This is a genomic window from Sinorhizobium medicae (genome assembly GCF_007827695.1).
GTDB lineage: Bacteria > Pseudomonadota > Alphaproteobacteria > Rhizobiales > Rhizobiaceae > Sinorhizobium > Sinorhizobium medicae.
In genome coordinates this window covers 240448-258637 of the sequence record NZ_VITA01000007.1, presented here as the reverse complement: position 1 = coordinate 258637, position 18190 = coordinate 240448, and the positions used below count along the sequence as shown (strand labels likewise).

19 protein-coding genes and 1 tRNA gene are annotated in these 18190 nt (G+C 61.7%); 10 read left to right on the top strand and 10 right to left on the bottom strand.

What is annotated here, in order from left to right; genetic code table 11:
• Window positions 1–189: 189 nt before the first annotated feature.
• Entirely contained in the window at window positions 190–375 is a 186-nt protein-coding gene (locus FB009_RS14825) for a hypothetical protein (RefSeq protein WP_024310968.1), read from the top strand.
• A gap of 174 nt (window positions 376–549) precedes the next feature.
• Here the strand turns inward: FB009_RS14825 and FB009_RS14820 are convergent.
• The 3 genes from FB009_RS14820 to FB009_RS14810 form a co-directional block, all read right to left on the bottom strand.
• Window positions 550–626 (bottom strand) — tRNA-Met (locus FB009_RS14820).
• 216 nt (window positions 627–842) lie between these two features.
• Window positions 843–2039: a tRNA 2-thiouridine(34) synthase MnmA gene (gene mnmA, locus FB009_RS14815; protein WP_012066820.1), complete on the bottom strand. Its 1197-nt coding sequence runs from the start codon at window positions 2037–2039 to the stop codon at window positions 843–845.
• Between the two features lie 273 nt (window positions 2040–2312).
• Window positions 2313–3056 (bottom strand): helix-turn-helix transcriptional regulator, encoded by a 744-nt coding sequence (locus tag FB009_RS14810; RefSeq protein WP_012066821.1) that lies wholly within the window; start codon window positions 3054–3056, stop codon window positions 2313–2315.
• Between the two features lie 378 nt (window positions 3057–3434).
• On the opposite strand from FB009_RS14810, the gene sciP reads away from it, so the two are divergent.
• Entirely contained in the window at window positions 3435–3710 is a 276-nt protein-coding gene (gene sciP / locus FB009_RS14805) for a CtrA inhibitor SciP (RefSeq protein WP_003527546.1), read from the top strand.
• 200 nt (window positions 3711–3910) lie between these two features.
• Window positions 3911–4192, top strand: a complete 282-nt coding sequence (locus tag FB009_RS14800; RefSeq protein ID WP_012066822.1) for a GNAT family N-acetyltransferase — start codon at window positions 3911–3913, stop codon at window positions 4190–4192.
• A 110-nt stretch (window positions 4193–4302) separates the two neighbouring features.
• Here the strand turns inward: FB009_RS14800 and FB009_RS14795 are convergent, their stop codons facing one another.
• Window positions 4303–4653, bottom strand: coding sequence for a hypothetical protein (locus tag FB009_RS14795; protein ID WP_012066823.1), 351 nt, complete (start codon window positions 4651–4653; stop codon window positions 4303–4305).
• Between the two features lie 545 nt (window positions 4654–5198).
• Here FB009_RS14795 and ctrA point away from each other — a divergent pair.
• The gene (gene ctrA, locus FB009_RS14790) at window positions 5199–5900 is read left to right on the top strand and encodes a response regulator transcription factor CtrA (protein ID WP_012066824.1); all 702 of its coding nucleotides are present in this window, start codon (window positions 5199–5201) and stop codon (window positions 5898–5900) included.
• Between the two features lie 190 nt (window positions 5901–6090).
• Window positions 6091–6390: a hypothetical protein gene (locus tag FB009_RS14785; protein WP_012066825.1), complete on the top strand. Its 300-nt coding sequence runs from the start codon at window positions 6091–6093 to the stop codon at window positions 6388–6390.
• Between the two features lie 45 nt (window positions 6391–6435).
• Here the strand turns inward: FB009_RS14785 and FB009_RS14780 are convergent, their stop codons facing one another.
• Entirely contained in the window at window positions 6436–6798 is a 363-nt protein-coding gene (locus FB009_RS14780) for a response regulator (RefSeq protein ID WP_012066826.1), read from the bottom strand.
• 210 nt (window positions 6799–7008) lie between these two features.
• The gene (gene chpT / locus FB009_RS14775) at window positions 7009–7671 is read right to left on the bottom strand and encodes a histidine phosphotransferase ChpT (protein WP_012066827.1); all 663 of its coding nucleotides are present in this window, start codon (window positions 7669–7671) and stop codon (window positions 7009–7011) included.
• Between the two features lie 366 nt (window positions 7672–8037).
• Between chpT and FB009_RS14770 the strand changes: the two genes are divergently transcribed.
• Window positions 8038–8637, top strand: coding sequence for a DUF1134 domain-containing protein (locus FB009_RS14770; protein WP_012066828.1), 600 nt, complete (start codon window positions 8038–8040; stop codon window positions 8635–8637).
• 152 nt (window positions 8638–8789) lie between these two features.
• The gene (locus FB009_RS14760; protein ID WP_012066829.1) at window positions 8790–9872 is read left to right on the top strand and encodes a coiled-coil domain-containing protein; all 1083 of its coding nucleotides are present in this window, start codon (window positions 8790–8792) and stop codon (window positions 9870–9872) included.
• A 67-nt stretch (window positions 9873–9939) separates the two neighbouring features.
• Here FB009_RS14760 and FB009_RS14755 read toward each other — a convergent pair whose 3' ends face one another.
• Both FB009_RS14755 and FB009_RS14750 read right to left on the bottom strand, forming a co-directional pair.
• Complete coding sequence (locus tag FB009_RS14755; protein ID WP_012066830.1) at window positions 9940–10767, bottom strand: TrmH family RNA methyltransferase; 828 nt, start codon at window positions 10765–10767, stop codon at window positions 9940–9942.
• Window positions 10768–10771: 4 nt separating this feature from the next.
• On the bottom strand, window positions 10772–11155 hold the full coding sequence (locus FB009_RS14750) for a hypothetical protein (protein WP_012066831.1): 384 nt from the start codon (window positions 11153–11155) through the stop codon (window positions 10772–10774).
• Window positions 11156–11198: 43 nt separating this feature from the next.
• Here FB009_RS14750 and FB009_RS14745 point away from each other — a divergent pair, with 43 nt between their 5' ends.
• Window positions 11199–12230, top strand: coding sequence for an RluA family pseudouridine synthase (locus FB009_RS14745; RefSeq protein ID WP_012066832.1), 1032 nt, complete (start codon window positions 11199–11201; stop codon window positions 12228–12230).
• Window positions 12231–12427: 197 nt separating this feature from the next.
• Window positions 12428–13333 carry an RNA polymerase sigma factor RpoH gene (gene rpoH / locus FB009_RS14740; protein ID WP_012066833.1) on the top strand — a complete coding sequence of 302 codons (906 nt, stop codon included), beginning with the start codon at window positions 12428–12430 and terminating at the stop codon, window positions 13331–13333.
• An 84-nt stretch (window positions 13334–13417) separates the two neighbouring features.
• On the opposite strand, the gene FB009_RS14735 is transcribed toward rpoH, so the two are convergent.
• Together FB009_RS14735 and FB009_RS14730 are read right to left on the bottom strand one after the other, a co-directional pair.
• Window positions 13418–15718: a hypothetical protein gene (locus tag FB009_RS14735; RefSeq protein ID WP_012066834.1), complete on the bottom strand. Its 2301-nt coding sequence runs from the start codon at window positions 15716–15718 to the stop codon at window positions 13418–13420.
• Between the two features lie 63 nt (window positions 15719–15781).
• The gene (locus tag FB009_RS14730) at window positions 15782–17080 is read right to left on the bottom strand and encodes an adenylosuccinate synthase (RefSeq protein ID WP_012066835.1); all 1299 of its coding nucleotides are present in this window, start codon (window positions 17078–17080) and stop codon (window positions 15782–15784) included.
• A gap of 206 nt (window positions 17081–17286) precedes the next feature.
• Here FB009_RS14730 and FB009_RS14725 point away from each other — a divergent pair, with 206 nt between their 5' ends.
• Window positions 17287–18177, top strand: coding sequence for a DMT family transporter (locus FB009_RS14725; RefSeq protein ID WP_024310970.1), 891 nt, complete (start codon window positions 17287–17289; stop codon window positions 18175–18177).
• The last annotated feature ends 13 nt before the right edge of the window (window positions 18178–18190 follow it).

Sequence of the window (18190 nt, the reverse complement as noted above, 5' to 3'; positions counted from 1 at the left end):
CCTAAGTCCGTCCCATGAAAAGCAAAGGTCTTACGCACGCGGCCAAGCGAAACCATTGAGGCTTATTGGAGTTGTCATGCCGAGCGGCAACCTCGTCAGCCGTTCGTGTGAGTAGTGCCTCAGAGCCGCCGGCGCCGTCCCTTCTTGGCAGCTTTGAGGCGCACTCGCCTTAAACGCCAGGAATCGATGATGCCAGACCGAGACGAACACGGCTTGCCGGAAAAGACCGCACCAGCCGACGAGATTGTTGCATCGGATACGCCAAAGATAACTGTTGCGAAGCGCCGGAAGTCGGTAGGCGTAAACCGCGCAGCGCACCCCGACAGCCTGAAGGCGCTCGAATATCTCGGCAGAAGATGGTTGTCGCGCCGCTAGGACTTTCCAGCGACCTCCACCCGGGTGGCACGAAGTCGTCGCGGTGACCGCCAGCTGCCAAAGGCTAGACATCCGAGCCGTTTCAGCCAAACGGCACCCGGCTTCGTTGTCGAAATTCCGGAAATTCGCGGCGAGCTACAGTAACCTATGTGTCCAGAATGGACCCTGTTCTGTTGGTAGCGGAGGAGGGATTCGAACCCCCGACACAAGGATTATGATTCCTCTGCTCTAACCTACTGAGCTACTCCGCCGCCGGCGCCATGGAAGCTTCTGAGCGAAGCCCGTCTCGGCTGGTCGGGCGGCTTATAAGGCGCTGTTCCGGCTAGTGTCAAGCAATGTCTTCCGGAAAAAGCGATGTTTTCCCGTCTTGCCTGACCGCCTTGTCCTGAAGCGTGTCGAGACGCCTCAGGGCGCTGTTTTCCGATCTTCATTACCCGAAGATCGCTGTGCCCTTCGAGCGAGATGTATCAGGCCGCCGCGGGGGCCTGCAAAAGTGCCTTCAGCGCCGCTTCCGCGGCCGGCTCGCGCTCGGATCTGCGGATGAAGCCGCCGCCATAGACGCGTGCGTCCTCGCCGATGCCGGAATAGAGTGCACAGGCCTGGCCGGGCGCCACGCCCGCCTCGCCTTCCACCAGCTCGACATAAAGCCCTTCGGCGTCGCAGCTGAGAACCGCCGGAGCCGGACGGCGGGTAGAGCGGACTTTGGCGAAACATTCGAAGCCGCTACGCGCCGCCGCCTCCAGCTCTTCGTCACCAAGCCAATTGACGTCGCGCAGGTAGACGCGGCGGGTCTCCAGCGCTTCTTTCGGGCCGACGACGACGCGGCGCGAGCGTGCATCGAGATAGACGACATAGAGCGGTTCGCCGGTTGCCACACCGATGCCTCGGCGCTGACCGATCGTGTAGTGCAGAATTCCCTCGTGCGCGCCGAGCACGCGGCCGTCGAGGTGGACGATCTCGCCGGCCAGCGCCGCATTCGGCTTGAGCTTCGACACGATGTCGCTGTACTTGCCCTGGGGCACGAAACAGATGTCCTGGCTGTCGGCCTTCTTGGCCACGACGAGGCCCATCTCTTCGGCGAGCGCCCGCGTCTCGCTCTTCGGAAGACCGCCGAGCGGAAAGCGAAGGTAGTCGATCTGCTCCTGAGTGGTCGCAAAGAGGAAGTAGCTCTGGTCGCGATCGGCATCGGCAGGCCTGTAGAGTGCGCGTTGCCCGGGATAGCGCGGCATTGGGCTCGGCCGCGAGCGGATGTAATGGCCTGTGGCGAGCGCATCGGCGCCCAGTTCCTTGGCGGTCGCGAGCAGATCGGCGAATTTGACCGTCTGATTGCAGGCGACGCACGGGATGGGCGTCTCGCCCGCTATATAGCTTTCGGCGAAGGGATTGATCACCGTTTCGCGAAATCGCGCCTCGTAATCGAGGACGTAATGCGGAATGCCGATCGTCTCACAGACACGTCGCGCGTCGTCGATGTCCTGGCCGGCACAGCAGGAGCCGGCCCTGTGCACCGCCGCGCCATGGTCGTAAAGCTGCAGCGTGATGCCGAGAACATCGTAGCCTTCGCGTTTGAGCAACCCCGCAACGACGGAAGAATCGACGCCGCCGGACATGGCGACGACGACGCGCGTATCTTCGGGCTTACGGTCGAAATCGAGACTGTTCACGGGATCCAATCCGGCATCCGGGCACGGCACCTGCGGCCGATACTCTGTTTTCAAGCTTGGGGCCGCCGAGCATATCAGGGCGGCGCCCGCTCCTCCTGGAGGGCCCACCCCTTCAGGTATTTCATGTGCATGTCGTCATCTCAAAACAGCCATACACCCTCGGACGGCATGGATCAGGCTGTTTCATGCCGCGACATATAGAAACTTGTGCCGGTCACGGCAAGAGTGGGCGACCCGAACGGGCCGCCAGCAGGCAGGCCTGGCCCCGACCCATCAGATCAGCTTCATCCGCATCGCCCTTGCGATCGCCTGCATGCGGTTGACGGCGTCGAGCTTGCGGGTCGCGCTCTTGAAATAGCTGCTCACCGTATAGGCCGATATGCCGAGGATGATGGCTATCTCGTCGCTGCTCTTTCCGGCCGCCGCCCAGCGCAGACATTCGATCTCACGGCTCGAAAGCTTTTCGCGGGCGCCGCTGCCGGCATCGAAGGTACGCTCGAGACATTCGAAAAGCTGCACGAGCGCCAGATAGAGCGTCGCACGCTCCCCACCGGCCGGTTCGTCCCGCTTTCCTGAGAGTACCACCACAAAAGGTTCGCCATAAGTCGTGTGCAGCAGCACCGCGAAATGGGCCATATCGGCATGGGGCGGAAGCAGAATAGCCGGCGCCTTTCCGGCGCCTTTGCGCGCAGGCTCCATCAGTTCCGGGCCGCCGGCGATGGGCAGCTTCGTCTGGCGCAGCCGCTCGATCAGCAGGCTCGCCTGGAACGTTTCGCTGGCATCGTATTGCTGCACCAGTTCCGCCGGCCAGTTGCTCAGCATGAGACGCTCGGAAAACCGCTGCTCGTCGGCCATCGGCAGCCGCGCGATCATGAAATGCGCAAAGCCGTAGCGGGAGATCAGCCGCCTCATCAGATGCAGGAGTTCATATTCCGTGCGCACCGATGCGGGATCGATCTCGAAAAGCATGTCCGTTTCGCCCTCGCGCCGCGAGGCCGGTTCGTTCGTTACCTTCATTCTGGTCACCGTTTTGCCGGCGTTGCCGCGGCTAGACTGGAGCGGTCCTTTCAAGGCGGTCGACCCGCCCTGGCCGCAAAGATCATCCGCGCCGGCCTTCGCAAACTATGTGAGCGTGCGCATGGAGGCTCTTTGCCGGCGCCTCATTGTCGGGAATTCCAGTCGAAGTGAAATGTGGTAATTGCATGACTTGCACGCGCGAAACTCTAGGAACGGGCTCGCTCCTTCCATCGCGTTAAAGGCACTTCGAACCGTCGCGTCCTTCGCCGCCGAGGCGGGTCAAATGATGATCAAATGGTTATCAACGGTTTAGGCAATTATTAAATGTGGCAAGCTAAGGTCTCAGTCATATGGTCTTGAGTTTGTGTAGAGAGTCCCATGACCGAAATGATGCGTCCACGCGTGAAATATGTTATCGGCCCTGATGGCAGCCCCCTGACGATTGCGGATCTGCCGCCGGCCAATACCCGGCGCTGGGTGATCCGCAGAAAGGCTGAAGTCGTTGCCGCCGTGCGCGGTGGCCTTTTGAGCCTTGAAGAGGCGTGCGAGCGTTACACGCTGACGGTCGAAGAGTTCCTCTCCTGGCAGTCCTCGATCAATGACCACGGCCTCGCCGGCCTGCGCACGACGCGCATTCAGCAATATCGCCACTGATCAGCCCTCCAGGGCCATAGTTCGAACCGGCGGATCGGGAACCTCCTGAGCCGCCGGTTTCGTTTCATCCGATTTCAGCGATATAAACATACGAGATCGAAGTGCTGCAGCCATCCTGCGCGCCTGATAGGGCGTGCCGCGATGAAATGCGCCGCCGGCACCTGCATCAGAACATCACTGCATCATAAGAAGGACGACCGATGGAAATCGCGCAGGAAGAGACGAATGCGAAAGGCCGTTACACGGCGACGCTCGACGGTCACACGGGAGAAATGACCTATTCCAGGTCGTCGCCCCGTCTCGTCATCGTGGACCATACGTTCGTGCCGGACGCGTTGCGCGGCAGGGGCGTCGGGCAGGCGCTGGCGCTCTATGCGGTCGAAGAAGCGCGCAAGGGCGGCTGGAAGATCATCCCGCTCTGCCCGTTCATGCGCGCTCAGACAACGCGCCATGCGGAGTGGCGGGACGTTATCGAGGGCTGAACGTGATTCAGGCCTGAAAGCGCTGGAAGAAGCCTGAAAGAACAGAAAAGCCACCGCGACGGCACTGCGCGTCTCATCGGACGCGCAGTGCCGTCGCTGTGGCTGTTTTGTCAGGCGCGCAGACGCGTGCCCGTGTCCCGCTCCTCGAGTGCTGCTGCCCTCGCATATTCCGCCTGGACCTCCTCAAGCGCGAGTTCGGCCGCATCCTGCTGCATCTTCAGTTCACGGATTGAAACCTGAAGATTGTCGGCCCTCTGACGAGCAGCCTTGGCGAAGGTAGGGTAAGCGAAGTGCGAAGGGTCGGAGATCCCCGACTTCTTCTCCTCAAAAACGATCTGGTTTTCCAGATCCTTGGTCATGCGCTCGAACTCGGCCATCATCATCTGAAGCTGGCCGAGCTGACGCTGCTTTTCCCGAACCTGAAATTCCTTCAGGCGAACAAGGCTCTCACGTGCTTTCATACGCAATACTCCCGTGGATACCGAGACCCCGGTTACTGTTCCCGAGCGGGATGAGTAAGGTGTGAAGCGGATCTCCGTCCGCACCCCGCTCTAACTCCTTCCAACGATCAAACGGCCCCGGATTCGCCGGGAGCCATCGTGATCTGCGGCCCGTTGCGCCGGCCCAACCGAGCCGGAAACAAAAATCGACCGCGGCCTTAACAAATACCTACCGCTGGTAACCTTTCGTTTACGGGCATCGTTAATCATAGGTGCGATGATTTAAGGCTCCGTAAATGCTGATGCATGAAATGTGACTTTCGAGCATTTACGAGTCGTAAGAGTCAGTTAACGGCATTCTCTCACGCATCGCTTGAGGAACGCAAATTCAGATTTATGTTTGAAATCAGAGGACTGCTAAAAATATTTAACAATCTCAATACACCTTGCCAGAGTGAATCAGAATTTGTTAACCATTTAATGGCAGCCTCCAAATCAGGCAACGACTGGATCCGTATCGCGTAAGGATGCCACGACAACCTTGGGCGGCGGAAAAGGGGAAGACTATGCGGGTTCTACTAATCGAAGACGACAGCGCTACGGCGCAAAGTATTGAGCTCATGCTCAAGTCCGAAAGTTTCAACGTCTACACAACCGATCTCGGGGAAGAGGGCGTCGATCTCGGCAAACTTTACGATTACGACATTATTCTCCTCGACCTGAACCTGCCGGACATGTCCGGTTACGAAGTTCTGCGGACGTTGCGCCTGTCGAAGGTCAAGACACCGATTCTCATCCTTTCGGGCATGGCCGGCATAGAGGACAAGGTCCGGGGCCTTGGCTTCGGCGCCGACGACTATATGACCAAGCCCTTTCACAAGGACGAGCTGGTCGCCCGTATCCATGCGATCGTGCGCCGCTCCAAGGGCCACGCCCAGTCGGTCATCTCCACAGGCGAACTGATCGTCAATCTGGATGCCAAAACCGTTGAAGTCGGCGGCCAGCGCGTGCATCTGACCGGCAAGGAGTACCAGATGCTGGAGCTGCTCTCGCTGCGCAAGGGCACGACGCTTACGAAAGAAATGTTCCTGAACCATCTCTATGGCGGCATGGACGAGCCAGAGCTCAAGATCATCGACGTGTTCATCTGTAAGCTGCGCAAGAAGCTCGCAAACGCCGCTGGCGGCGCCAACTACATCGAGACTGTCTGGGGTCGCGGCTACGTGCTGCGCGAGCCGGAAGGCAGCGCCTACCTGGAAACCGCCTGATTTTACGGCATTCCCCCGCAGGCGGCTTCCCCGCACCCGCCGCCGCGCCCCAGCCGCAACCGAACCCGCCTCGACAGGCGGGTTTTTTTGTTGCCTTTGGATCATCGCCGTCTTTTTCCGCCGGCTCGGTTCGGAGGCCGTTTTCCTTCATCTCCATGCAGCAAACGAACAAAAGTGAAAGGAGCAGGCTATGACCGGCAAATGGCCTTCATTCGTTACGAAAGACCTTGGTGACACCCAAGCCGACGACGCCGAAATGATGCGGCGCTGGCAAGAATATGACCGGCAGATAAAAAAGGTCATTCTTGCCGGCGGCGTTCATCAAGACGCTGACGGATGGTGGGTCGAAAACGCCACGGGCGAATTGGTCGGCCCGGATCCTGAAATGGAGCGGCCGCTTCCCACAGAAGAGTTGGCATCGGCGAACCTACGAGGCCGTCTTTCAGCCAAAGCCTTGAGCTGGCGCATTTCAATGACAGCCACAACATAGGGATCAAGGGGTAAACCGCGCAGCTGAATGCTTCCAGGCTCCGTATCAGGCCGCCATGGACTGACCGGCGAAAACGCTCGTCAGGATCTTGCGGTCGAATGGTTTCAGCAGGAAGTCGTCGGCACCGGCCCGCTTACCGGCCATCATCTTCCTGAGATCGGCCTGAACGACACAATAGTAAATTCGCACCGACGCGCCTTCAGGCAGGCGACGGATATTGCCGATCAGGTCGAGCGCGCCATCAAGGCCCGCATCGACGATCAGAATGTTGGGAAGTTCGGCTTCGCATCGCACGAGCGCTTCAAGGCTGCTCGGCGCCTCGGAAACCAGGAAGCCCATCCCCGAAAGGATACGCTTTCCGACCTTGCGCACAACATCCGACCCGTCAGCTATCATCAAGCGCCGCACGACCAAACTCCTTCCCGCCTCGCCAAACGCGAAACCATCTCCATCAACCAATCCTATATGGATTTGGCAAAGAAACCGTTACCACGGTGAGGCCTGCAGCGCCGAAATCCACCGGTGCCTGTCCGAAGGTATCGAAAGGGGGAATGAACACGTGGACCCTATGGGAGGCGCGTGCGCTTTCCCAGAGGTTTCCGCGTCATGCTTTGAGCTTCAGGCGTCCGCCGCCTCCGGCGCGACGACGCGCGCTGTGAAGACGATCTCTTCGCCGGTCGAGACGACGTCGATAGCCATGCCGGCCTCTTCCGCCAGGAGAACAGTGTAATAGGGCTGGATCGAATGTGCGTCGACCGCCTCCTCCGGCGTGCCGGAGATGAGCTCCACCAGCTTCGGCGGCACCCGCATCATCCGGCCCTTCGCCGAAAGGGTAAACAGCGCGTCGAATTCCGGGTTTTCCAGAGTGATGTCGATGATGCCGCCGCGCGGGATCGATCCGTAGGCGATCAGGAAAAGGTTGAGGAGCAGCTTGACGCGGTTTTTTGCGATGATCGCCCGCGGTCCATTCCAGGTGACCTCGGTCTTCTTCTCCGAAGCGGCAAAATCCTTAGCGGCCTTCTCGGCCTCGCCGGTGTCGATCGACGCCCCGACGGAGCCGGACGCACCGAATGCCAGGCGCGCAAACTTCAATCGCACCGAGGCATTGAGCGCACTGGTGCGTATCAGGTCCATGGCATCCGCATCGGCACCGCCCTCGTCGAGGAGTTCAAGACCGTTGTTGATGGCGCCGACCGGCGAGATGATATCGTGGCAGACACGGCTGCACAGCAGCGCGGCCAGATCATGTCCCGTCAACGTCAGATTCGGATTCTTTGCCATCATTCTTCCTTGCTCGCTGCAAACCGGATCACGGGCTGTTGGGGCGCCGGGCACACATAAGCCCGATGAAGCTCCCGCACGGTCGTCGGTCAGACATGGGGCGCGCGGTCGTGCCATGTATCGTGAAGCCATAAAGACATCACATTTGGTAAACCGATTGTTAAGATGATCGGTTCAAATTGTCGAAGCACCCCGAATTCAGGTGGGTTCCTGGAACCGATAGGGTGCACTCGTTCCAAATGCTAGTGCGTCCCGAACGCATTCTTGTGAAAAATGGCCCATACCGGCACCAACCGGGCAGCCGATGGAAGAGCCGGTCATGACGGCCGGCGCGCGAGCCACTTTCGCGCCCCGACGGAGGAAACGATGCAGCCGATGACAAAGACGACCTTGATGGCTGTCCGCGCTATTGCGACCATGATCCTGACGGTCAGCACCCTGATTGCCGGCATCTCGATCACTCAGGCGCAATCCCAAAACACGAGCCAGTACACCATGCAGGAAATCGTCGATGCCGGCCACGGCTTCTTCGGCGAAACCTCCGGCGGTCTCGCCAAGGTCGTCGAACGGGCCTTCGAGCGTTATGGTCTGCCCAATGGCTATATCCTCGGCCAGGAAGGATCCGGCGCCTTCATCGCCGGCGTCACCTATGGCGAGGGCGAGCTCCATACCAAGAATGTGGGGCAGCACAGCGTCTTCTGGCAGGGTCCGTCTCTTGGGCTCGACTGGGGCGGTCAGGGCAGCCGCGCCATGATGCTCGTATACAATCTGCCGAGCGTCCCGGCGCTCTACAAGCGCTTCGGCGGCGTTTCCGGCTCGGCCTACGTGGTCGCGGGCGTCGGTATGACGGTGCTGACCGACGAGCAAGTCGTGGTCGTGCCGATCCGCACCGGCATCGGCGCCAGACTGGGAATCAATGTCGGCTATCTCAAGCTGACGCAACAGCCCACCTGGAACCCCTTCTGAGACGTGGGCATCACCCGGCGCCGATGACGCGTGCCACTCGAAAAAACGTGCAAGCTTGTGGTAATTGTTGCAGCATTTCCTGCATCATGCTTACTGCATGAACGCGAACGACTGACTGCTGCAGACCCGGTCCACACTGAAACGGCCCGCCCGTGATTGAATATGCGCTTCTCTTTGCCCTGGGTTTCCTGACGGCGGTCGTCATTGGCCTTCTCGTCGCGCCTGCCATCCAGAGGCGCATCGTGCGCTTTGCGGAGGACAGGCTGAAGGCAACGATGCCTCTGAGCCCGCAGGAAGTGCGTGCACAAAGGGATGCGGCGCGCGCAAGCTATGCCGTCGAAAATGCCAAGGCGCTTCAGGCGCTGCGCCGGGAGCGCGACAAGGCCGTCGCACTGATGGTGCAGAATGAAAAGACGTTGAGGGATGCGCGCCATCTGGCGAGCGAAAACACCGAACTTCAGGCGCAGCTGGCGGATATGAATGTCGAGGCGGCCAGCATGCGGTCCACGATCCGTCAGCTCGAACAGCGCCTGGAAAGCACGGAGGCCGCGGCCAAAGAATCGGCACGAGAGAACGGCGCGAATTCCGAGACCGTGCGCTCGTTGCAGAGCCGGATCGATAAACAAAGCGCGGACCTCGATGGCTTCAGGATAGATCTTGCGGCGCGCGACACCGAAATCGAGCACCTGAAGAGCCGGATGACAGCGCTGCACAGCGAGCGGGAGGCTTTGCGCGCCAAGCTCGAGGCGGAAGCCATCCGCGCGCGGGAAATGGAGCTGCGCCTCGCCCGAGACGAGACACGCATGCACCAATTGGAAAACCGGCTCGCCCGCGAAACGGCGGCCAATGCCGATCGCGAGAGTGCCCTCGAACAGCGCGCGGCAGAGATCGCTCATTTGAGGTCGCAGATCAAAACGCGCCGTGCGAAGCGCTCGAAACACGAGGACGAGGACAACCCGACGGCGGATGGTCTCGACGCGACCGCCCTTTCCGATGATCTCAGAAACCGGGCGACCGCGCTCTCGGAACGCCTTGTCGGCTCCACATCCGCTGCTCACGACGAGGCGCTCCGCGAGGAAATGGCCGAAATCGCAGCGGGCATGGCCGCCTTGACCGCGACGCGCGAGGGCGATACCTCGCCCATTCACGGCCTTCTCGCAGGGGACGATGCCGAAGGGCAGGCAGGGCGCAGGAGCTTGGCGTTGCGGGTGAAGGAGATGCTGGAGCCCGAATGAGATCAGGCGCTCGGCGCAGCCGGCATTCCCCCTCATCCGCCTGCCGAAGGGAGACCGGCCGTTCCGCTCAAATCCTCCCGTTGATATTTGCGACCTGGTGCAGCGCGATGCCCGCCGCCATGGCCACGTTCAGGCTGTCCAGGCCCGGCCGCTGGCGGATGCGGGCAGTGTGGATCTGCGAAAGGATAGCTTCGGGCAGCCCCTCGCCTTCGGTACCGACCAGCAATGCTGTGCGCGGCGCCGGCGGAATTGCGGTGATGTCCACGGCGCCGCGCGGCGACAGGCCCCAGACGACGAAGTCTGCGGCCTGCAGGCGCCCGATCAGCTCTGCCGCACCACCCTCGCGCGCAAAAGGCAGGGTCAGCACCGACCCGACGGAGACGCGGATTGCCTTGCGGTACATCGGATCGCAGCTCGCCATATCCATCAGCACAGCATCGGCCCCGAAAGCCGCCGCATTGCGAAACAGCGATCCCATATTGTCGTGGTTCGATATGCCGCAGGCCGCGAGCACGAGGCTCGACTGCGGCAACCCTGCAATCAGCGCCTCCTGCTCCGGCGCGGCGTCGCGCCGGCCTAGCGCCAGGACGCCGCGATGCATATTGAAACCGGCGATAGCATCGAAGACTGCGCTGGTCGCCACATAGAGGGGGACGTCGGGCGGAAACTGCGCGAGCAGCTCCGCCAAACCGAAGACCCGGCTCTCGAGGAGCAGGATCGCCTCGGCAGCGATACCGCGCCGCGCGCTGTGCGCGGCGGCGAGCATTCTCAGCACGACGGTACCTTCGGCGATGAAGCGGCCCTGACGGCCGGTCAAATCGCGCTCTTTGATCGACACCAACCCGGCTATGCGCGGGTCCGCCGGATCGTCGATGCGAAGGAGAGGCCGCGTCATGCCGTCAGTTGGTCCTGACCGTGACGTCGGCGACGATGCGGCCGGCCTTGATGTCGAAAACGATCGCCCGCGGCTCCGCGCCGGGTAGGCTGCCGTAGAAGACGATCTGCGAACCGGAAAGCGCCACATTGCTCACGGAAAAGCCCGCCGGCAGCGCTGCAATCGCGCTTATCGGCGCATCCCCCGGCACGCTCAGCCCCGGCTGCGCCGCCTCGGCGCTCCCGTCCGCGCGGGTCAGCTTGTAGACAATCGCCCCGAGGACGGCCATAAGCATCACCAGCATCACGGCGGCCGAGACGAGTTGCAGGCGCACCATCTTGCGACGGACATTCTCCATCGCCGGGTCAAGCGGCTTGTCGTCCTGTTCTTCAGGCTCAATTGCGGTCATGGTCGGCTTTCTATCGGAGTTGAAACGGCGGAATTGGAACGGAATGAACGATCCCTTTAAACAAGCGCCCGGCAATAGGAAAGTCCTGACAGCGGGCGATGACGCGTCGGGGCGCCTCGACGCCTTCCTGACGGAAGCGCTTGGGGGCGAGTTTTCCCGCAACCGTATCAAGGGGCTGATCGAGCAAGGGGCCGTCTCGGTCAACGCTCTAACCGTCACCGAGTCGAAGCGAAAGGTCCATCCGGGCGACACCTTCCAGATTGCCCTGCCGGAGCCGGAGGACCCCGAGCCCAAGGGGGAGGCGATAACGCTCGACGTGCTTTACGAAGATCAAGACTTGATCGTACTGGTGAAGCCGGCCGGACTGGTCGTGCATCCGGGCGCCGGCAACTGGACCGGTACCCTGGTCAACGCGCTCATCCACCATTGTGGCGACAGCCTTTCCGGCATCGGTGGTGTCAAGCGCCCGGGTATCGTTCATCGCCTCGACAAGGACACGAGTGGCGTCATGGTTGTCGCGAAGAATGATGCCGCTCACCGTCATCTTTCCGATCAATTCGCCGACCACGGCCGCAACGGTCCGCTGGAACGCGCCTATCGCGCCGTTGTCTGGGGCCGGCCCCGCCAGCTGAAGGGCACGATCGACGCGCCGCTTGGGCGGGCCGGCGACCGCACGAAGCGGGCCGTCAAACGCGACGACAGCGACGATGCGCGCGAGGCGATCACCCATTACGAAGTGGTCGACCGCTATCACGAGAAACCGGACGGCACCTCCCTCGCCTCTGCGGTCGAGTGCCATCTCGAGACCGGCCGCACCCATCAAATTCGCGTGCACATGGCGCATATCGGCCATCCGCTGATCGGGGATCCGGACTACGGCGCCGCCTTCCGCACCAAGGCCAACCTGCTGCCGGAACCGGCAAGGACGGCCGTCAATCGCTTCCCCCGGCAGGCCCTGCACGCCTTCATGCTTCAGTTCGAACACCCGTCAACCGGCGAGACCATGCATTTCGAAGCGGCCGTGCCGAGTGATATGCAGGAATTGGTCGACGCGTTGAGGATGGCCGCCCCTTGAATTCGCGCGTGAAGATTCCAATCTTATAGGCGTTTCAATACGCCAATCCTTTTCTCTGGCTTCACGACAGCGTGAAACCGGATTCCTTGAATCATGCTTTCGCCGCACTTATCTATTAGCATCGTGGGGTCTTGGATGAAGACCCACAGGCCCGGCCTGCCCTCCCGGAGGCCGGCGACGCACAAAGGGGGTGCTTCATGGCCCGCAATACCTTGCCGACCATTGCCGCTGGAGAGGGCGGCCTCAATCGCTATCTCGACGAGATTCGCAAATTTCCCATGCTCGAGCCGCAGGAAGAGTACATGCTCGCCAAGCGGTACCAGGAGCATGATGATCGTAAGGCCGCGCACAAGCTCGTAACGAGCCATCTTCGCCTCGTCGCCAAGATCGCGATGGGCTATCGCGGCTACGGCCTGCCAATCGGTGAAGTCATCTCTGAAGGCAATGTCGGCCTGATGCAGGCTGTCAAGAAGTTCGAACCCGATCGCGGCTTTCGGCTCGCGACCTACGCCATGTGGTGGATCAAGGCTGCGATACAGGAATATATCCTGCGCTCATGGTCCCTCGTCAAAATGGGCACAACAGCCAACCAGAAACGCCTTTTCTTCAACCTCAGACGGCTGAAAGGCCGTATCCAGGCGCTCGATGAAGGCGATCTCAAGCCGGAACAGGTGAAGGAGATCGCCACGACCTTGAAGGTCAGCGAGGACGAGGTCATTTCGATGAACCGCCGCCTGTCGGGCGACGCATCGCTCAATGCGCCGATCAAGGCGAGCGAAGGCGATTCCGGCCAGTGGCAGGACTGGTTGGTCGACGAAAACGACAACCAGGAACAGATCCTGATCGAACAGGACGAGCTCGACAATCGTCGCGCGCTTCTGGCCAATGCCTTGAAGGTTCTGAACGACCGTGAGCGCCGGATTTTCGAAGCTCGGCGCCTGACCGAGGATCCGATAACGCTGGAGGACCTCTCGACCGAGTTCGACATCAGCCGCGAGCGCGTGCGCCAGATCGAGGTTCGTGCGTTCGAGAAGGTCCAGGAAGCTGTGCGTAAGGCTGCGCTGGAACGCGCCAATGCGTTGCGCGTGGTGGAAGGCGCGTAGAACGCTTCCGGCATTTGCACACCAAACGAAAATCCCGGCTGGAGCCCCAGCCGGGATTTTCGTTTCAGCTCATGCGGCACGCCTTCATTGCCCGCTCGAAGCCGTGCTCCCGAGAGCGCTCCATGCCTGCAATGCTTTATTGAACGCCTCCGCTCCGCTCTGCCCCTTCTCCAGGGTCAGCAGTGCGCGGCGACCGTTGCGATAGGTGATCGGAATATCGATCCAGCTGCGGCTGCGCAGAAGCTCCGTGTTGTTGCTTACCGCTTCGGCAAAATCGTTGAGCGCGATCATGTGGAAATCGTCGGTGATCTTCGCCGGGACGGCAATCAGCGGGTCACCCCGATCCTGCTCGGTTCGCTTCATCGAGACGCGCTGAACGCCGTCGATCGCGCCGCCCTCGAAATTTTCAGGCAGCGAGAACACGAACTCGATGACATGGCTCGCCGGCAAGGACGGATCGGCATTGCGCTTGATCGTCAGCAGTGCCGTTAGCCCACGATCGGGAACCGTGATCTGAGCCTGGATCGCGGGCTCCGGTTTTGCATCGCCGCCCGGCGATTCCTCCTTTACCGACCAGGCGACAGCACCGGGTATCGCAGTCGGCGACGATTGGCCTAGCCTTTCTTCGTAGAGGAACATCTTTTCGCCGTCGGCGACGGAGACCTCAGGCTGCGCCGTCTCGCTGGGTGCCTGACCAGCCGCCGGCGAAGCCGTTTCACCCGCGGCTGCCTGCTGTAGGCCGGCATCGGTGTTCTCCGGCTCTCCCGCATGCGTCCGCGCAGCGACAGATTTGCCTTCCTGGGAAGCGGCCGTGTCGTTTGCGACGGCGGGGCCTTCGTCCCGTTCCGTTCCGTTGGCAAGCAAGCGCTGGGTGAACTTGGTGGAATTGACATCCGATTGCGCGGCATTGTCCTGCGCACCGGATTGTCCGGCCGGCTGGTCCGCCGGATCGTCCTGGCCAGGGGCCGTCGTCGCCGGTGCCTCCGCGGGTTCGCCCGGCATGATCTTCGCGACCATGTCCGAGAGCCAGGCATTGCCTGCCTCCCTGTTCTCCCAATAGGCGTAACCGCCGGCGCCGAGCAGAAGCACGACGGCTACGCCGATCGACAGGCGCTTGATGCTGAACCGGCTGGGCTTGGGCGTGGTGCGATAGGAAGCGGGTCGAGCGGGAATTGCCGGTGGCGCGGCAAGGCTGCTGTCGTTGTCCTTTTGACTGGCCGAACCATTCGCCGTCCGCCCGTCGTCAAGACCGAGCAGATCGCCGACATGGTCCCAGGCAGTGCCGGCGTGCTCTTCCTGGCCGGCTGCGGCCGGAGACTTTTCGACGGGCCACGACCATTCGGAAATCTCCACCTCATCGGCGGGACGCTCCTTCTTGACTTCAGTTCCCTGGGCAAAGGGGTCGCTGTCATCGAAGGACCAGGAACGCGCAGTGTCCGCCTCGCCGCTCTGCTGTTCCGTTTCGGCCCTCTCGGGCTCGACCGGATGTATGCCGAGGCGCTCGGGCTCGACCGGCGATACGTCGTCCTGTCGCGGCGCTTCGGGCTCGGCTGTAACCTCGCTCGGGCGGGCCGAAGGCGTGGCATCCTCCCACTCGGGCAGCGCCCATTCAGACGGCTCCCGCTTCCCCAGCGGATCATCGGTCGGTACGTCATGGGCCGGCACGTCGTCGGCCCCCGCGATGTCGGTTCGAGCCTCAACCGGCGTGGGTTCCGAAGGATGCGTTGCGGCCGCGTCGCCGCTGATATCCTGCGGGCCGGGCGCAATGGCGGTCTCTTCCTCGGCCGGATATTCCGCGTGCGTTTCGGCTTCGCCCGCCGGCGCCTGCTCCTCGATCGGTGCGTCCCATTGCGGAGCGGCGGGAGCCGCCTCGACCGGCTCCTCCTCACGGACAGGTGCCTCTTCACGCATGTCTGCCGTGGCCGTTTCGGCACCCGGTGCAGGCGTCTCCTCATCGGGGACGGCTTCTACGCGATCTTCAGGCTCCTCAGCCGAACCGCCGTCAGAAGAAGGCTCCTCCAGCTGAGCGGTGGCCGGCTGCTCCGCCTCGGCAGCTTCGGCCGGCGCTGAATCCGGCACCGGCTCCTGGGGTAGCGGCGTGGAATCCTCGTCCGTTGGCAGCTCTTCGGCGGAAATCGGCTCGAGAGTTTCCGCCTCATCGATTGGCGGCAATGCCTCGGCGTACTCGCCTTCGACCTCGGAGATTGCCTGTTCCAGCTTGTTGAGCTGACGGCCGATCATGTCGTCCGATGGCCGGGGGTTCATGCTCTCGAGCTGACGGCGTACGGCACCGCGCGCCTTCTCGTAGACCCTACCTCGCATTTCCGGTGTGTTTTCCGACAGGCCGTCTACCGTCCTGCGAATAACTGCAACAAAATCCGCCATCAGTACTTTCTCAGTTTCCAGACCCGCGGCAATTGCCGCGTCGCCGCTTTCCCTGGGCCGACACTAGTCCTCAAAAGGGTCCGTCACAAGTATCGTATCGTCCCGTTCCGGGCTGGTCGAAAGTAGCGCGACCGGCGCGCCGATCAGTTCCTCGACCTGGCGAACATATTTGATCGCCTGCGCCGGAAGTTCGGCCCAACTGCGCGCACCAACCGTCGATTCTTTCCATCCTTCGAGCGTGATGTAGACCGGCTTTGCCAGAGCTTGCTGCGCTTGACTTGCGGGAAGATGGTCGATCTGCTGTCCATCCAGAGTATAACCGACGCAAATCTTCAACTCGTCGAGTCCGTCGAGCACGTCGAGCTTGGTAAGTGCTATGCCCGTGATGCCGTTGGCGGCGACCGACTGGCGCACCAGAGCAGCATCGAACCAGCCGCACCGACGCTTGCGCCCCGTAACGGTCCCGAATTCATGGCCGCGCTCACCAAGAAAGCGGCCGACCTCGTCGTCGAGCTCGGTCGGGAACGGCCCTTCACCGACGCGCGTCGTGTAGGCCTTGGTGATGCCGAGAATGTAGCCGAGCGAGCCGGGGCCCATGCCCGAGCCCGCAGCAGCCTGACCTGCGACCGTGTTCGACGAGGTCACGAAAGGATAAGTGCCGTGATCTATGTCGAGCAGCGTGCCCTGTGCCCCTTCGAAGAGGATCCGGGCACCCTTGCGACGCTCCCGGTCGAGGAGCAGCCAGATCGTATCCATGAAGGGCAGTACGCGCGCGGCGACCGACGACAATTCGTCCATGATCGCCCGGTGGCTGATTTCCGCCTCCCCAAGACCGCGGCGCAGCGCATTGTGATGCGTCAGCAGCCGGTCGACCTTGGCCGGCAGAGTGTCGAGATCGGCGAGATCCATGACGCGAATTGCGCGGCGGCCGACCTTGTCCTCATAGGCCGGGCCGATGCCACGGCGCGTCGTTCCGATCTTGGTGCCGCTGTTCGACGCGGCATCCTCGCGGATACCGTCGAGCTCGCGGTGGAGCGAAAGAATGAGCGTGGCATTATCGGCAATGCGCAGGTTTTGGGGCGTAACAGTGACCCCCTGCGCCGCAAGCCTGTCGATTTCGGCAATCAGTGCATGGGGGTCGATCACCACACCATTGCCGATGACGGCGAGCTTGCCGGAGCGGACGACGCCCGAGGGCAGCAGCGACAGCTTGTAGCTGACGCCGTCGATCACCAGCGTGTGGCCGGCATTGTGGCCGCCCTGGAAGCGCACCACGATATCGGCGCGCTCCGAGAGCCAATCCACGATCTTGCCTTTGCCTTCGTCGCCCCACTGGGATCCGACCACCACGACATTCGTCATAATTCTCTTCCTGTTCACGCGCGCATGCGGAAGGTGCGCTGTTCTCAAAACCCGCGCATCTATACTGTGTTGTCTTTCGGAAAGCGACCCCGTTATGAGCGGTCGCCGGCCCTTTTTGAATGGCAAGCCGCGGATTTAGCGCCTATATCTCGAACTCTCGTGCCAGTTCGGCAATCCTCCTCCTTCCCCTCACGGACCACATCATCGTGAACGCCAGAGCCTATGTCTATCTCAGCATTACTGCGCTCTTTTGGGGCGGCAATTCGGTTGCAGGCAAGATGGCCGTCGGGCACGTCAGCCCGATGATGCTGACGACGCTCCGCTGGCTGATCGCGCTGGCGGTCATCCTGGTGCTGATGACGCCGCAGATCCGTCGCGACTGGCAAAAGATCCGCCAGCACTGGCTGCAACTCCTCGCCTACGGCGCCATCGGCTTCACCATGTTCAATGCGTTCCTTTATTCCGCCGTGCAATACACGAGCGCCATCAACGCGGTGATCCTTCAGGCCGGCATTCCGATGCTGATCTTCATCTTCAATTTCGCGCTTTTCAAGATGAAGGCGTCTTTCGCCCAGGTCATAGGTTTTACCGTGACGTTGATCGGCGTGCTCATCACCGCAGCCCATGGCGATCTTGCAAGCCTCGTGCGCCTGAGCTTCAATTTCGGCGACGCACTCATGATACTCGCCTGCATCGTCTATGCCGCCTATACGGTCGCGCTACGCTGGAAGCCCGCTATGCATTGGCAGAGCTTCATAGCTGCTCCGGCCTTCGGGGCGCTGCTGAGCGCAATACCGCTTCTCGTGTGGGAAATCGGAAAAGACGCGGCGATCATGCCGGACGCGACCGGATGGGCGATCGTGCTCTATGCGGCGATCTTCCCCTCGCTGATGTCGCAGGTCCTCTATGTACGCGGCGTGGAGATGATCGGCGCCAACCGCGCCGGCCTGTTCATCAATGCCATTCCGGTGTTCGGGACACTTCTCTCGGTGCTGCTTGTCGAAGAGATCTTCCGCCCGTTCCATCTGGTGGCGCTGGCGCTCGTCCTCGGCGGCATCGCCGTCGCCGAGCGAGGGCGGCCGAAGCCTCCGCAATGATATGACTCCACCC